The following is a 17,018-nucleotide window of genomic DNA, read 5'->3' on the forward strand; positions in this document are numbered from 1 at the left end:
AATATTTTTATCATCAAACTGTAACACTTTCAAACACCACATTAATATTTATAAGAAATCCCCTCATATAAAAACACACCCAAACAGTCTACGAAAACAATCGTCGTAAAGCAGTTAAAACTAAAAAAGCCAACTAATTTTATTTTTTCGAGCACCCAGCACGACACTACCTTCACACAAAGAAAACACAACAACCCATACGAATAAAGACCTCAAGATCAACTACCAGTAAAACAAAAAGAAAATAACAATTAACAAAGATGAGCTACAGGTGAACATAAACAACACACCCCAACAAAACATTACGACAATATTCGTAACTATAACAGAAAACCATTAATGAATATTTATTCACCACCAAAGAATGTAAACACAAAGTTACATTTGTAAAATTACTAGTTTTCATTTTAATACAATGAGTTATATTAATTCCCCTTACATTTGTAACTTAAATGTAATTTTCAGCCGCAAAAAAGCTCATTAATTAACCTAACAGTCTTACTTAACTTTACTTTTTGGTGTCGTAAATTGGGGTTTTATTACGGTAAAAGATGAATGTTCGTGCTGAAGTAGATAAGTGGTTAAATGATTGTGGTTAGCGCCTAAGTCTATTTTGAATCACTCTTTCCTATAATGCCTTATTTATTTTTAGTGCATTAAACCAATATAACGCGTTGAAAACGTTACTTATTTTACTCAGGAACTTATCATTAATATGAAGATTTACTCGATATTGGCAACGCTCATTGTTACGTTAACAAGTTTCAAATGCTTTGCCATACAAGAAAACAATTACGTATTAGAAGATGCCGAAAGGTTTTCTTCACTTTTTCAAATCAACCCTTTGCCTAGTCCTGAGCAGTTACAAAAAGAATATATAGCTCCTGGTACCAAAGGTATTGAAATTTTTACCCCTCACCGTATAAAGAGCGCTGAAAATCTTGCAGCTAAAATTAGCCAACAACCAAACGCATACAAAAAGGCGTTAAAAATATGTCTTCCAGCAGCAAGAAACATCTCTGATATATCAGTTAAACAATTAGCTGAAGTGCAACAGCTTCTTAAACAACCCAAAAGCGCTGCCACCTATATCGTTTTTGGTGGAAATAATTCCGGTGGTACCGCAAGTGGTGAAGGCCTAGTATTGGGCATAGAAGTTATTTGCCGCTTTGCTGAGACTCAGCAGCAAGCTGAGGAAGAGATCCTTAATTTTGTCGTACACGAAATAGTACACGTATACCAAGCCCGCCAGCCGAAACTTGAAAAGCAGCGCTTTTCTTTATTATCACAAGCTATTAGAGAAGGTTTTGCTGACTTTATTGCAAATAAAGTTACTGGAAAAATAGCAAAATCAGAGCAAGTGCGTCATCAATATGGCCTAGAACATGAAAGGCAACTTTGGCTCGCATTTCAACAGGCAATGGATGGAAAAGATCTAAAACCTTGGATGTATGGTAAAACTGGAAATGAATGGCCTAAAGACATGGGCTACTGGATAGGAAAAAGGATTGTGCAATCGTATTATGACAAAAGTAATGACAAAGCTTTGGCTATTCAAACACTGCTAAAATTAGAAGATCCTCAAGCTATTTTAGCCGTCAGCGGCTACCAAGGTTTAAACTCTAATTCGTAGAATATTTTGTTTTGTGCACGTCAACTAGATAGTTTTGTGCTAAACGCGTATAGTAATTTTTAACCTATACTTGGTTAAGTGAGAATTTTTAGCACATTAATTCACAACAACACATGGAGAAATAATGACTTTATTTCGTACGTCACTCGTTTTACTAACTGTCTTTTTACTCAACGCCTGTGCTTCTATGGGCGACGCACCCGTCAGCGAAAAAAGAGCTGAAATTTTAAAAATGAAAGATAATGTGTTAACTCGGCTTTTTAAAGAAAAACCCGACACACGCAGCCAAATTAACGCTGCTCCAGGTTACGCTGTTTTTTCAAATGCAAATATAAACCTGATTTTTATGGCCGCTGGTACAGGTTATGGCGCAGTAAAAAATAACGCTACTGGTAAGTATACCTATATGAATATGGCAGAAGGCGGAGTTGGTTTAGGATTAGGAGTAAAAGACTACCGAATTGTCATGGTTTTCCATACTCAAAAGGCCATGAATAACTTTATTGAGTCGGGTTGGACATTTGGCGGCAATGCCGATGCTGCAGCTAAAGCAGGTGAAAAAGGCGGTTCAGTTGAAGGTGAAGCCTATTATGGTGATGTGACCGTTTACACACTAACTGAAAGTGGCTTAGCTCTTCAAGCGACTATTAAAGGTACTAAGTTCTGGAAAGATAAAGAATTAAACTGACAATCACATGTAAAAAGGCAGCTTACGCTGCCTTTTTAATAAGTCGAATAAGAAGTTTTACCAATTGGTATTAAAACCATTCTGCCACTTGCGTTACATAATCTGCTGGTAAAATATGACCGCTATCTATGGTTATGTGTTTTTTATTCTTAGTTGCAATTTTGTCAAACAGGTCACTATTTTGCTGTTTATTCGCATATTTATCGTCATTCGCGCTTACCATCCATATTTTGTGCTTATTTAATCTGTGCACTATGTTAGTTGGTGCTACAAGTGCTAATTCTTCATCATTGTTAGGCGGTACAATCGACAGAACATTACTAACTCTCTTATCTACACCAGCAAGTAATAAGCTAATTTGCCCTCCCATGCTATACCCTGCAACGTGAATGTTGTTGATATCAAATTGTGGTTGTTGCTCCACCCAATCAATCAGCACTCGATGATCAATCGTGGTTTTGCTTATCATATCAATATAGTCATCAGTTTCGTCTAAGTTCCATAATTTATGCATAATGCTTTTCAACGACTTTTCCTCAACTTTTCGAACCCCATGATGTCTAGCGTCTATTGCAACAACTACGTAGCCTTTTTCCTGTGCCATTTCTGTTAGTTGATGTACCTGTGTCACCGTAGGTTTACCAGCAATTGCATCAACCCACCACCTTTGATAGTTTCTCCCCATGGCATGCAAACCAATTAATACAGGGTACTTGTCTTGAATCTTAGTTGGATAACTCAACTGGCCCTTAACTTGCTCACCGTCAAAAGTTGTATAAGTGAACTCATAAACTCTTTCACTGATTTCTTTTAGAGTGAAATTCATATTTACTACTGGTTTATAATCATAACTTTGCTGAATTTCTTGTGCTGATGCAGCCTTTAAAGATAAAAAAGTAGCGAAGTAGAAGAAAACATAAAGTAAACCTGCGATTACCTTCGTTGTAATTGTATTGTTGTTATTAAATTTATTAGACATCTTGTTACCTCCAAATGTGTATGCAACAAGAATAAAAAAGTTAAGGTGAAATTAAGGTGAAATTTCAGCGCTTTAATGCAGTAAAAAGCACAACATTCAATAATGTTGTGCTTTTTACTGCATTAATCAGGTATACAAACCCAATGTTACATTTAGCAATTTACTTATTCTGGTTTAACTGACTTGCTTGGTGTGAAGGTTATTGTATATGCCGTCGCTGATACGTCAGCATTATCAATTTCAATCATAGCTTCTTGCTGATACGCAACTGTTAAAATTGGATTAGCCACCACGTTTTCATTACCAGCATTAATTTCAATAATTTTCATATTAACTTTTGCATATTCACCTTGTTCAGCAACTTGATATTGAAAGCGATAGTTATCTCCAATCCCAATTCCAGCCGTTTGACCATAAGCAGACCAAATGGCAGCTTCTGCAGTAGATTCTCTTTTTATTCCTTTATCATCAGTATTTTTAACTTGTAAATTAAAGTCTATTAACACACCTTCTTGATCAGCAAGTTGTGAACTAGCACCTGCCATGGCTAGCGTATTAAATGTCATTACCGTTAATGCGGTGAATGCAGTTAATCCATAAGCTAGTTTTTTTGTTAGTGTCATTACTCTTTTCTCCTTGATTAGTTTAAGTCTCGACATGTTATGTTTGTTAGTTGCAGTGATCGTACTTGCAAACGCATTTTGTGTTGATCCCTGCCTCGTTAAGATAAGCTCAGCTAAGTTAGTTAAATATTCGTTTTCTCCAAGTTGTGCCGCCGTTCTTTGATCGCATAAAGCTTCAATGTAAAAACGACTTTGTGATACTAGGTATCTCACTATTGGGTTCCACCAAAATACACATTGAACGCCGCCAAGTAGTAATAATTTAATATTGTCTTGATGAGCCAAATGCGATTTTTCATGGGCGACGATGACATTAATTTGTCTACTTGATTGAATGTTTTTAGCAATTACAATTTTTGGTTGTTTAACCCCAACCAAGATGCCTGTGGTGACCATGTCACTGAAGTAAACATCTACTTGATGCATAGCCGATAGCTTGGCGTCATAAACAAGCGAAGCATCATTTAATAACGATTTGTTAAAGTTTCGTGCAGAAATAATTTGGCTAATAAACAACATGATGCCGATAAGGCAACAAGTTAACAACGCGCCAACTAATAACTCTGCTACGTCGATAATGGTAGGGATTGCAGCAACAGCGGTTGTGGATTCACTTGTTACTTGCTGATTGATTACAAAAGATTGTATTAATATGTCAGAAGGTAGTATTTGAGCCAGCCAGGCAAAAGGCACAAACCAAGCGAGGATGGCAAAATTAAGTAAACTGAAGTTTGCCTGATTACTGCCCTTGCCCCACTTCACCACAGCAAGTACTAACAATGAAGTAAATAAGTTAATTTGAAAATAGCTCTCCATTTACTTCAGATCCTTTTTTCTTTCTTTTAATAAGGTTTCTAAGTACTCAATGTCTTCAAGCGTTAATTCTTCTTCTTCTAAAATATGTGCAGCTAAAGGGCGACTTTTTCCTAAAAAGACTTTGTTGATAAATTCTTTGATTAATGGCGTGCTAACCGTTTGCTTTTCGCTGATAGGGGCATAGAAAATAGTTCTACCTTCTGTTCTACTTCTTTTTAAAGAGTGTTTTTTCTCTAGTCGGTCAATAATAGTTTTCACCGTGGTGTATTTCACGGCTCTTTTTTGTTCTATTAGTTTGTGGATTTGTGGCGCAGATGCTTCTTTATGTACCCAAAACAATTGCATCACTTCCAGCTCAAAATCGGATAATGACATAAAATCGATCACGTATCTCTACAAATGTAGATATAGCATATATCTACATTTGTAGAGATACAAGATAAATTTCAAACTTATGTTGAAAACAGCTTATTGTAAGAACTTAGTTGCGGTTAGATGCCTAACCACTTAGTGAATGCAGCGGTTCTACTTTGACTAGTTATCAGCGTTTTAGCAGGAGACTTTAAATAAACCATTAAAGAATTTTTGCTGTAGCGCTCTAGTTTCTCAATATGTGCTTGCTGTACATATTCACTGCGATTTAAACGAAAAAAGAGTGCTGGATTTAATTGTTCGTCGAGCTTTTGTAATGAACTAAATGGGAGAAAATGTCTTTTGTTGTTTGTGTCAAAAGCGCTGATCACTCCACCATCAGCTTGAATATAAGCAATATTGCCTACGTCTAAAAAATAAATGTGATGTGGTGACTTTATTGCAAATCTTTCTGTGTAGCTTTGCAACGTATTCATTGAAGCTAATAAGCTATTTAGTTGGCTCAATGTGCTATGTTCATTTGTTGTGATGCGATCTGTGTCTGGCGACTCCATACTTGCAGTCAGCCGTATAAACTTATGCCAAGCTTGTTCAAGTTTTTTTAGGTTAAATGGTTTTAATAAATAGGCGATGCCGCTCGATTCAAAAGCATTCATCATATATTGATTATAAGCAGTAACAAATATCACTGGGCATTGCGGTGTGATTTGTTGATATGTCTGAAATACTGGTCCATCGATTAGTTCAATATCAGAAAAAATAACGTCAATAGCTGGCTCTGTGGCTAGAAAATCTAGCAATTGCTGATTGGAATCTAACGTGGCAATTATTTCAAAGTTTTCACCCAGTTCATCAATGAGTCGTTTTAATTTTTTAACCGCTAATGGCTCATCTTCGACAATTAAAATCTTATACATCATTATCTTGCTCTAGGTGTGGCAATGTGACGCAAAACACGCCATTTTGCTGTGAAACATTGACACTTTGTTCTGTTAGATATTGATATTGCTCAACAATATTCGTCAACCCTGTTCCTGAGCCCTTTCTGGGTATGGCTAAAGGAGAGTATGTATTAGACACCCAAATATTGGAATCAATATCAATAGAAATTGCTATTCCCGATTGTTTGTCTGCTTTATTGTGCAATAAAGCGTTTTCAACCAGCAGTTGCAAAGTAAACGGTGGGATAACTTTTTTCGTTAAAGAACAATACTCTTGAATGTTTAACGTGTAGCCAGTAGGCAACCTTTGCTGCATTAATTGAAAATAGAGCTTTGCAAACTGAATTTCTTGCTTTAATGGCACTAAACTTTTACCACTATGTTCAATAGCTAAACGATATAAATCGGCAAACTCATTGAGGTAGTCACTGGCGATCGTTTTATCTTGCTCAATTAGCTCATCAAGGGTGTTCAAGCAGTTAAAAATAAAATGAGGATCTATTTGAGCCCTCACTTGTTGCAATTTTACTTCGGCTAGTTGCGCATTATAGGTCGCAATTTTTTCGCGATACGAAGCTGCTTTATTGATGAAGTCATACGCTAAATACAGGCTGGCAAAAAATGCGAAATCAATCACGCTGCTTAAATTGCTTGCGACGAAAGTAACTTGATTAAAGTTTCTTTCAATATTATTAAACAGTAACGCTATTGCAAAACTTAACAGGTTTCCAATCAATAAACTCGTTGCTAAAGTGCATGCAAATAACTTGATATAATTTTTTAGGGAGGTTTTTAGTTCTTTCTCAATAGCAAAATATTGCATAAATAACTTGAGTAAAGCGATGGTAAAAATTCCACTAATAAAAGTGGCTAATGGCCCCTCAGGTGTTAACACATACCAATCAAAGCCTGATCTTGAACTAATGCGCCCTTTTACAACAACTAGGTAGCTATAAATAAACATAAACAGCAAAAACATACGGTTGATGCAAAAAGCATTTTTGATAGATTTAAATACAGGAAACATTAGAAATTAGCTTTATATTTCAACAATTTTGCGCTGACATGTTACCTAAGAGTAACCGATGCCAGCGCAAGGTGCTATTGGTTTGTTGGTTTAATCCGCTGTCGATTTAACCGTCGGCCATGAATTTATTACTTCGCCTGATTTATTCAGCACTTCTAATTTTACTTGGTCATTATCGTCGACGTAAAAATGAGCTCTTGGGCTTCCGTCTTTGGCAAACAAAAACAATCCATTATTCTTACTACTTGTTTTACCTAGTAAAACACGAGGTGCACCGCCAATAAGTCCTTTATCTTCATAGTACTTAATTTTGTCGATACGTTTTTGTTTATCAGTGATTTGTGATAATTCTTGCATCACCTTTTTAACGGTATCTTGAGTTTCGTGCTCTGCACGATCATTAAACATAATACCAGATCGAATATAGCGTTGATCGCCCCTTTGGCTGTCAGTAGTTAATAGCTGCAATACCTGATCACCATTGTATTGATCAAAGGTTAACGACATGCCTGCACTGTGCCCTTTTTCATTTTTACTACCGTCATAAATAAAACCACCAGCTTCAATACCTTCTTCATTAAAATACAACATACCAGAACGCTTTTTACGTGACTCGTTTAATATTCTGCCATTTACTTGCTGTTTACCGGTGGGAAACCTAGCGACGTTCGTAATAATCATTTTTACAGTGCCGTCAGGCTCAACAATGTTAATTCGCTCGACATCTAGTGTGTCAAATTTTGCGCTGTTGTCTGCTTTGAAGCCCGTTAAACCAAATAACAAACATATCCCCATACACGACGCAGTTAAAACTCTTAAAAGTTTAATTTCTTTTTCAATGTTCATAGACAATCTCCTTCGTAGTGGATTCATTGTCATGAAACAAACAACTATTCGCGACTTGATTCCTATGAGCTAAGGAAAATGATTGATAACCGCAGGTAAATGGCCAATAAAGTTAGATGAAAAAAAACGGCTTCATAACGAAGCCGTTTTTTATATCTTTTGATGAGCTTATTAGTTACATATAGTCAGCGACAATGAATCTTGCTTCGAATCATCTGCTTGGAATGTATGTGTAATAAAGTCTTTACCACTTTGTGTTTCTGTTACCGTTGCAGCACTTTGAAATGCCCGAAGTGACAATACGGCATAGGCTGGCAATTGTATTTCTACAGGTTCAGCACCGATTGTTAAATTAGCATGTGCAGGTTTTAAGAATTTAGCCCCGTTATAACCATCTTGTCGCTGAGCAAATAACACTGTAGTTTCTGTAGGGCCTGTGTAACCCTCACAAGCAGTAAGCGTTATGTCTTTTCTTTGCAATACAGGTAGCAATACATCACCAGCATTAATTGGGGTTTCACTATTTTCTTCTGCTAAGCGTTTCATACCGATTATTTTATTATCAATGTTGAAGCTTATATATGAAAGATTGGCTCCAAGATAATGGCTGTAAAAGGTTAAAGAAAAGTTGCCATCGCTGTCTGTCGAAGTTCGTTGCTGCAATATGCCACCAACACGAGCATTGACGATAGGATTGCCACCAGAGTCCACGAGTCTTCCACTGACTTCACGCATGTATGTTGGCGTTTCTTGCCTCTCTATAACCATAGTTACAGGCGCAGAGTCTTGCTGACCATCATTAACAATAAGCTGTACAGTGTAAGTACCAAGTTCCGTTGGGAAAAACGTCGCCTTACCATTAGCATGGCTAATTTGGCCGTTGTACCCTGCTGGTACATCATTAAATTGCCAGTTATAAGTTAGGTTTTGTTGTTCAGGATCATAACTGTCAGTACCATAAATAGTCACAACGCCAGCGTCAGTTACTACGATGTTGTCAGGTAATAGTGCAACAGGCTTTTGATTCTCGGTTACTTCCACCGTCAAGGTGTCTACTTTAGAGTAAACTTGCCCATCAAATACGCGCAAATGTAAAGTATACAAGCCAAGTGCGTCTGGTAAAAATTCAAAGTAAGCTTCGTCACGTAGCGTAATGTGTTGCAAACCTTCATATTCACTATTTGCAGGACGGTTAAGTAAAGACCACTCATATTGCAGAGGTTGGCCTTCTGGATCTTGGCTGGCACGTCCATCAAGGATAATAGGTACATCAAGTGCGCTGATGACATCTGGACCAGCATTAGCAACAGGGGCAACGTTATCACCGGTAACCTTAATTGACAAAGTTGTTTCGTCATCTGTTTCTTTATCAGCTACCTGTAACTTGACACGGTATTCACCGATAACATCAGCTTTAAACTGAGCATAAGTGTCTTCTGAAACAGAAAGTTCTGCGCTACTGTTTTCAGGCTTCTCTTCTATTTGCCATTGGTAAGACAGCAGGTCTTCATCAGCATCAAAACTATTTAAAGCATTGAGCTGAATAACTTCATTTAGTGAGAATTCACGTTGTTCAGACGTTATGTTTGCTACAGGTTCACTATTTGTTGTTAATTCTGTTACTTCTACATCAAAAGTACTGGTCGATGAAAGCTCATTGGCAATATTGGCAACAACCAAGATAACTTGGTAATTACCCGGTTTATCAGCAACAAAATACGACTTAACTTGATTGCCGTTTTGCATTTCAGCATTACTGCCTTCAGGTTTAGACTTTAATCGCCAATCAAAAATTACTCGGTCATCACCAGCAGCACGGCTATCTTCGGCTGTAAACCAGTGCACAGCGCCCACTTTTGCCTTACTTTTAGCATCAATTGATGCAACTGGGTAATCGTCTTCTGAAGGAATGACAATAAAGTTTTGCGTTATTTTATCTGCTGCTGACTTGTCATCTTTAACAGTCAATTCAATGGAATAAGTGCCAAAATGTTGGGGGGTATATTGTATTGTTTCGCTTTCAACATCTTCCAATGCTAATGTCTCACCACCTTGACCAATTAACTGCCACTGGTAAGTAATTTTATCACCATTAGGATCTTGACTTTTTTCTGCGCTGAAAGTGATAGCTTCATTTTCAGCAAATTGAGTTTTCTCCATCGTGATATGAGCAACTGGCGCAGAATTATAAGGTTGAGGATCTTTATCTTTACTACTTCCTCCACCACAGCCGACAGCAAACAAACATAAAGTTAAATAACTAAGCTTTTGGGTACTACTGATCATTTATATTCCTTTAAATAGATAAGCTTCATTTAATGATTATTTAAAAGTCCCGTTTTTAAACTCGGGCGACATAAGCGTGCTATTCTACTGAAAAATAAAGATTAATTTGTATCAAAATCACGACAACTTATCACAAATATGTGACAATTTATTGAAAATATAAGATGTTCGTCACACAGATTTAATCAAATAGTTTTATTATCGATTTTTTCATTTTAAGCATGAGCTTTTTTTCGAAAATCATTCGGTGTAGTGCCATATTTTGCTTTAAAACATCGAACGAAATAGCTGCTGGAATTAAAACCGACTTTATCGGCGATGACAGCAACTTGTTCACCTTTAAATAATAAGTCTTTGGCTTGACTTAGACGATAGTCACGTAACGATTCGCTAAATGTCGCTCCAATTAACGCTTTTAACTTTCGTTGAAGCTGTCGTTCACTCATCGCTAGTTTCTCTGCAATCGTCGCTAAATTTAAGGTTGTGTCGCTGTGCAGCTGTTCATATAACGCCTGAAGTTTCTCAATAAACTGCTCATCTCTTTCTGTTAGAAAAACGTTATCTATATGCTCATTTTCTTGATGCGACACATTTTTATTTGACCTTTCATTACCATTAAATTGTGCCTCTAACCTACGGCGTATAATAGCGCGCAACCCCAGTAAGTTTTGAATGCGTGCATGTAACTGTGCCGGTTTAAATGGTTTAGTGATGTAATCATCCGCAAGTTCAGAAAGACCTTTTAATTTACTATCTTCATCTCCTTTGGCAGTTAGTAAAATGATGGGAATGTGACATAGCGCCATGTTGTCCCTGATTTGACTAAGCAATTCAAAACCGTCCATTTGCGGCATCATTACATCAGAAATAATTAAATCCGGGCTATGTATCAATGCAAATTCAATCGCTTGTTTGCCATCCACTGCCGTAACGACATCGTGCTCATTAATCAGCGAGTCATACAAAAACTGACAAATATCTGGATTATCATCTACAACCAAAATGACCGATTTATCTCCATCAGCTGACGAGTGAGCACTTTCAGGCATCTCATTAACTGGCAAAGAAAGTTCAATCGACGCTGTATCAGGTTTCAAATGCGTTTTATCGGTAACTGATTTGTCAGGTATTTTTGAGACATCAAACTCTTGATAGACAATAGGTAACGTTAAAACAAATTTAGTACCTTGGCCTACAGTACTTTCGACAAACACTTGCCCTTTAAGCTTGTTAACTAATTCCTTGACTAAAGCCAGCCCGATCCCGGTACCAGCTACATTTGCACCCTGATTTTCAACACGAGCGAAACGCTCAAAGATGTGACCTAATTCGTGTTCTGGTATACCACATCCACTATCTTCAATCGTTATTGCTACTTGCTGCTTTTGCAAAAAGACACAAAAGGATACCTTGCCCCCCGCAGGCGTAAACTTAAAGGCATTGCTTAATACGTTATGTAGTATCGTGTCCAACGCCTCATTTACGCCAAACAAGCAAACATTATCTTGCACTTCTATGCTCACTTGAAAATCAATCAACTTCTCTTGTGCTAAAGCAGAGAACAATTCAACAACCGCGTCACAAATGGATTTAACATGCTGTTCATTGACATCTTCTTCGTGTTGTTCACGCACTTTAGCCAGTTGCAGGAGCTGGTCTACCATTGATAACAACTTTAGAGCGTTTCGTTCAATGAGATTAACGTTACGTGTGACAACATCCTGTTGAGCTTGTTTTTTAATGGCGTCTGCTGGTCCTAAAATTAAGGTTAATGGCGTTCGAAACTCATGTGACAGGTTAGCAAATAGTCGCTCCTTTGCCGCCGTTAACGCGTGTGCATTTTCATAATCCTTCTCAGCCAGCTTTTTTCGGTGGTATAACCATGAAAAACACAAAATGATAGAGCCCGCAACAAAAGCATAAAACACGTAGGCATAAACCGTTTGATACCATGGTGCTAGCACTTTAATTGTTAAAGACTTTTTATCTGACAGCCAATGACCAAGCGCATCAGTTGAACGAATATTGAGTTGATAATTACCTGCCGGTAATAACGAGAAGGTAGCTGCACCTGTGCCTTTTTCTGTTGTTATCCATTCCTCGCTTAGCCCATTGAGTTGATACGCGTATTGAATTTTTTCAGGCTGTAATGCACCGAGTTTAGTAAACTTAAAAGACAATAAGGAGGTATTAGGTAAAATAGTTAATGCTGTTGCGCGTTCAATCGATTCCGTTAACAACACATGTTTATTTTCTCTGTTGGGTAATACCTTCTTTCCCATGGCTGTTAATTCTGTATACGTCAACTGCTCATCAATCTCTGGCTGATTAAGCTTATCTACTGGTATCGACAAAATGCTATTGTCAGTAAAAGCATAAAAATGCCCTAAACTAGACATAAAACTTTGCGACCAATACAACTGACCATGTTGATGGTGATTGAGCTCAGGTAAATCGATAGATAAAGTACAAGTAATGCAGCTCAGTTCTGCGCTAAAAGTTTTGTCTAGTGTCATCTGATAAAGGTTTTTTTTACTCGACGCAAAAAGCTTATCTTGCATTACATAAAAACCAAGCACTACATCGTCAATGTCAGTTGTCACTTTTTCAGCTGCGCCAGTGTTGACATTAATACTCATCACACCTAAGTGCTCAGTCGCAACAATAATTTGATTGTTCCATTTAACCATAGCGCCAATTTCACCGGTATTTACTGCCAGAGGTTGGAGCGTTTTTTGGTGTTTATCAAACCAAAATAAGTTTTGTTGTTCTTTACTATATGCCCGGTTTATTAGTAAACGTTTTTCGTCAACATCAATAAAATGAGTATTTTTAAAGCCTGTGCTGACGATATCAAAACTATCGGTATTTTCGTTGTAAATCAGTATTGCACCACCTGCATGCTCTGGGTGTTGTCCCATCATGGCATAAAGCCGATCTTGTTGGTCAAACGCCAGATACCAGATTAAATTGACCGCAAACTTATTTTGCACTTTTGTTTTAAATTGATAGTGTTTTTCTGATTTGGTTTTCAAATTAATTTTATAGATACCATCAACATTGGTCGCCACCCATATGTTGTCGCCATTTCCTGCCGCGATAGCACGAGCATCAACTTTGATGTTTTGTTCCCTGTCGGTGAAGGTTTTGATCAGAGAAAATTGATCATCTTGTTTTAAAAACAATTTGTTATCACAGGCGAAAAATAGCCCGTGGTGACTTTCGTACATTGATCGGGGTAAACAGCTTTCTTCTGTGGTATTTACCCATTGTGCTAACTGTCGGTTCTGTTGACTTAACTTGCTAATGCCTTCTCGCGTTATCGCCCAAATCGTATGTTGTTGATCAACAAAAACACTTTTACTATAAGAAGGGAATTGGTTGGATAAAATACTGGTCTCAATGCCTTTCACAGGGGGCATAAAAAAGAAGCTTTCCTTATCAGGATCAAATGTGAATAGGCCCTGTTCATACAAACCTAACCACAAAACACCTTGTTCATCTTCGGCAATTGACGAGACAATATTTTTAACAAGGTTTTCGCTCTTGCCAATCTCATATGGCGCGTATCGCTTGAACTTTTCAGTGGCAGGATCAAACAAGTTTAATCCTTCGTAAGTGCCTAACCAAACTCGCTGTTTACTATCTTCAAAGAAGGTAACTACCATACGAGAACTGATTGAACTTTTGTCATCTTTATCATGATGATAACTGTGCCAAACTTCACCGTCATAACGCATAGGACCAGAGCCGTGGTAGCTGTTCAACCAAATTTCACCATTTGACGTAACCAATAACCGTGTAATCAAATCAGACTCAGCTACTGATGTTTCGACAACTTTTTTCAGGCTAAAGGATTGTTCATCTATGACTATAACGCGGTCTTTAATGGCGACAAACAATTCTCCGTTACGAATGACTATGCCACCAACGGGTGGAATTTTTTCAAGCTCTTGCCACGCTTGTGGTAAGTGTTTTGATAGTGGTACAAAAGTTAACTGCGTTGATTTTGGATCAAAAACGGCAACGCCTTTATCGTATGTGGCTATCCAAATTCGCCCATCTTGACCTTCGGTTATAAATTCAACATGAGGGCTAGCAAATTGCTCTAGACCTGGAAATAACGTCATCGACTGGCCATCAAAGCGATGTAACCCTTCACTGTTTACCAGCCAAATAAAGCCACTACTATCATGTAAAATGGTACTGACTAAGCCAACGCCAACGTTGTCCAACTTTTTATAATTTAAAAAAGGCGGTCCTAGTTTTTTAAACTCAACTGTACTGGAAGTCTGGCCTTTTGAAGGTGAACAAAATACAAGAATCAGTAAAAGAAAAATACGGATAAAAAACTTTGCTTGGTAAATAGGAGATTCGATCACTGAGTGACAACTTAACAGTTAAAACTGCTCAAGATGCTAATACAATTTAGTTATAAGTTAAACGAATAAATTCAACAAATTGCAATATTAAAGTTACAAACTGTTAACAACACTTACCAGCTAAAGTTTAATAAGTTGCGTTCTGCTAGTATTACAACAAATTTATATTCGTTGGATGCCACTGGGCTCGATTTTCATTGCCATACATATATTCAAAATTAGGAATATTGCTTTCCCAAACTGGCTTATTATCGCCGATAAATTCTTTCACGGCATCGAAGAACAAACGAGTTCTTAGTGGTAAATCTCTATGAGGGTAAACCCCATAAATGGCTGCAAAATCTTTCAGTTTAAGTTGCTGCATTATTGGCACTAGTTTCCCTGTCGAAATTTCATCGCTAACTTGCATTGCAGGTGCTAGATAATAACAATCGCCAGACAAGGCCTTTTGCTGAATTAACTCAATATCATTAGCATAAAAGTTAGCATTCATCATCATACGACTTGACTGATTGTTATCGTCAAAATAATCAATGTAATTAACACGAATAGTTGAATTCGCGTAACACGCTGCAGGTAACTTTGCTAATTGTTCAATTGTCGTCGGATCGCCATAACGTGCGATAAAATCAGGGGTCGCTAAGATCAATAAGCGATTTCTCGCCAAATAACGTGCAACTAGTGTCGAGTCTTTTAACTCCCCCACCCTAAAAGCCAGATCAACACCGTCACCAACAATGTTTACCAACTGATCGGTAATCTGCAACTCAATATTAACAAGCGGGAAACGACGCTGAAATTCATTGATCACCGGTTGTATTACTCTTGATGCAATCACATTGCTGCTGGTAATTTTCAACGTCCCTTTAGGCTCTGCATGATAGTTTTCTGCCAATCGATGTGTTTCACTTAACAGCGCTTTTAACTCTTGCGCTTTTCGAAGCACTTCATTACCAGCACCAGTAATGGAAAACGAACGTGTAGTGCGATTGAGTAACCGTACCCCTAAATCTTTCTCTAATTTGGCGATTTGCTTGGAAACAACCGAACGATCGATATTTTGATGTTCAGCTACTTTGGCAAATGAGCCACGTTCCGTCACTTCCAACAATAATAGTAATCGACTAGCAGTATCCATTAAACAATCCTTCCCCACCTATTGGTGCAAATATAGCAACATTGTAATTCATTTTACATGCTTAATACGCAACAATTTATTGCATAACATATTAGCCATCATAAATGGAGAGCGTAAACATGAGAATTAAACCCATTGTATTTGGCATTTTTAGTGCGCTGATTTTAGTTGGCTGCCAACAACAAACCGAACAAAACCAAACAACACAATCGCCTACTGCGATTGATGTTGCACCTGTAGCTTACCAAGCAGTACAGCGTTGGCACACTTATACGACAAGACTTGAGTCTCCCGAGGTTGTTACCTTAATGCCAAGAGTGTCTGGCGTGGTTGAACAAATATCCTTTAAGGAGGGACAAGGTGTTAATCAAGGCGATATATTATTTAAAATTGACCCTAGACCTTTTCAAGCAGAAGTTGAACGACTAAAAGCTGAAATTCTTAGTGCACAAGCGACACTAGAACAAGCTAAAAACAAGGAAAAACGTGCAGTAAATTTGGGTAAAAACAGCGCTATTGCTCAAGAGCAAATTGAAGCACGAGTTGCAGAGACCAAAAAAAGCTACGCCAACTTACTCGCGTTAAAGGCACAATTAACATCTGCTGAGCTCGACTTAGCATTTACTGAAGTTAAATCACCTATAAACGGCATGATTTCTCGAGCAGACATCACACGGGGCAATAATGTTACCGCCAACCAAAGCGAGTTAACTCGCATTATTGCTGATGACAAAATGTATGCTTATTTTAATATCGACGAGCGCACTTGGAACAGTGAGTTTAGCCATGTCACCTCCAACACCCCGTTACCCGTCAATTTAAACCTGACAGGAAATACGCATCAACCTAATTTGGGTTATGTCGATTTTGTTGATAACAGTATTAACGCTTCAACAGGTACCTTGCGTATTAGAGCAACGTTTGACAATGCCAATGGTGACTTAAAACCCGGTGCTTTTGCGCGACTACAAATTGCCTCTAGCGATATCAAAAGCAAAATTTTGGTACCTGATCGTGCCATAGGTACAGATTTAAAAAACCGATTTGTATTGACCGTCAATAATGACAACGTGCTGGAATACAAACTTGTTGAAGTGGGTGAACGTTATGGCAGCTATAGAGTCATTGAGCAAGGTTTAAACCTCAGTGATGTTGTCGCCGTTAATGGGCCCGCTAAAGTTGGTCCAGGCATGCCAATTACTCCACGACAAGTAACGTTAGACTTATCAGCTGTGACTTTAACCATTGACGAATCCCAAAGTACAGCAAGCTTAGCAGCGCGCTAAG

General features: G+C 37.8%; 12 protein-coding genes. 3 read left to right on the forward strand and 9 right to left on the reverse strand.

Annotated elements, in window-relative coordinates:
• The first annotated feature begins 715 nt into the window (after positions 1-715).
• Together IE199_RS12870 and IE199_RS12875 are read left to right on the forward strand one after the other, a co-directional pair.
• The gene (locus IE199_RS12870; protein WP_189771125.1) at positions 716-1,633 is read left to right on the forward strand and encodes a DUF2268 domain-containing putative Zn-dependent protease; all 918 of its coding nucleotides are present in this window, start codon (positions 716-718) and stop codon (positions 1,631-1,633) included.
• Between the two features lie 124 nt (positions 1,634-1,757).
• On the forward strand, positions 1,758-2,321 hold the full coding sequence (locus tag IE199_RS12875) for a lipid-binding SYLF domain-containing protein (RefSeq protein ID WP_229854699.1): 564 nt from the start codon (positions 1,758-1,760) through the stop codon (positions 2,319-2,321).
• 70 nt (positions 2,322-2,391) lie between these two features.
• On the opposite strand, the gene IE199_RS12880 is transcribed toward IE199_RS12875, so the two are convergent.
• From IE199_RS12880 to IE199_RS12920, 9 genes are all read right to left on the reverse strand, one after another.
• Positions 2,392-3,300 (reverse strand): alpha/beta hydrolase family protein, encoded by a 909-nt coding sequence (locus IE199_RS12880; RefSeq protein WP_189771126.1) that lies wholly within the window; start codon positions 3,298-3,300, stop codon positions 2,392-2,394.
• Between the two features lie 164 nt (positions 3,301-3,464).
• A complete protein-coding gene (locus tag IE199_RS12885; RefSeq protein ID WP_189771128.1) occupies positions 3,465-4,739 on the reverse strand; it encodes a M56 family metallopeptidase in 1,275 nt (424 codons plus the stop codon).
• Entirely contained in the window at positions 4,740-5,126 is a 387-nt protein-coding gene (locus IE199_RS12890) for a BlaI/MecI/CopY family transcriptional regulator (protein WP_229854700.1), read from the reverse strand. It abuts the gene before it with no gap.
• 104 nt (positions 5,127-5,230) lie between these two features.
• A complete protein-coding gene (locus tag IE199_RS12895; RefSeq protein WP_189771132.1) occupies positions 5,231-6,031 on the reverse strand; it encodes a LytR/AlgR family response regulator transcription factor in 801 nt (266 codons plus the stop codon).
• On the reverse strand, positions 6,021-7,079 hold the full coding sequence (locus tag IE199_RS12900; protein ID WP_189771134.1) for a sensor histidine kinase: 1,059 nt from the start codon (positions 7,077-7,079) through the stop codon (positions 6,021-6,023). Before IE199_RS12900 ends, IE199_RS12895 begins: the two co-directional genes overlap by 11 nt.
• Positions 7,080-7,169: 90 nt before the next feature.
• Positions 7,170-7,925: a hypothetical protein gene (locus IE199_RS12905; RefSeq protein ID WP_189771136.1), complete on the reverse strand. Its 756-nt coding sequence runs from the start codon at positions 7,923-7,925 to the stop codon at positions 7,170-7,172.
• A 171-nt stretch (positions 7,926-8,096) separates the two neighbouring features.
• The gene (locus IE199_RS12910; protein WP_189771143.1) at positions 8,097-10,211 is read right to left on the reverse strand and encodes a PKD domain-containing protein; all 2,115 of its coding nucleotides are present in this window, start codon (positions 10,209-10,211) and stop codon (positions 8,097-8,099) included.
• 215 nt (positions 10,212-10,426) lie between these two features.
• The gene (locus IE199_RS12915; RefSeq protein WP_189771145.1) at positions 10,427-14,593 is read right to left on the reverse strand and encodes a hybrid sensor histidine kinase/response regulator transcription factor; all 4,167 of its coding nucleotides are present in this window, start codon (positions 14,591-14,593) and stop codon (positions 10,427-10,429) included.
• A gap of 151 nt (positions 14,594-14,744) precedes the next feature.
• Positions 14,745-15,731 (reverse strand): LysR family transcriptional regulator, encoded by a 987-nt coding sequence (locus tag IE199_RS12920; protein ID WP_189771147.1) that lies wholly within the window; start codon positions 15,729-15,731, stop codon positions 14,745-14,747.
• 119 nt (positions 15,732-15,850) lie between these two features.
• On the opposite strand from IE199_RS12920, the gene IE199_RS12925 reads away from it, so the two are divergent.
• A complete protein-coding gene (locus IE199_RS12925) occupies positions 15,851-17,017 on the forward strand; it encodes an efflux RND transporter periplasmic adaptor subunit (protein ID WP_189771149.1) in 1,167 nt (388 codons plus the stop codon).
• Position 17,018: the final 1 nt, after the last annotated feature.

This window comes from Thalassotalea marina (assembly GCF_014656435.1).
GTDB classification, from domain to species: domain Bacteria; phylum Pseudomonadota; class Gammaproteobacteria; order Enterobacterales; family Alteromonadaceae; genus Thalassotalea_C; species Thalassotalea_C marina.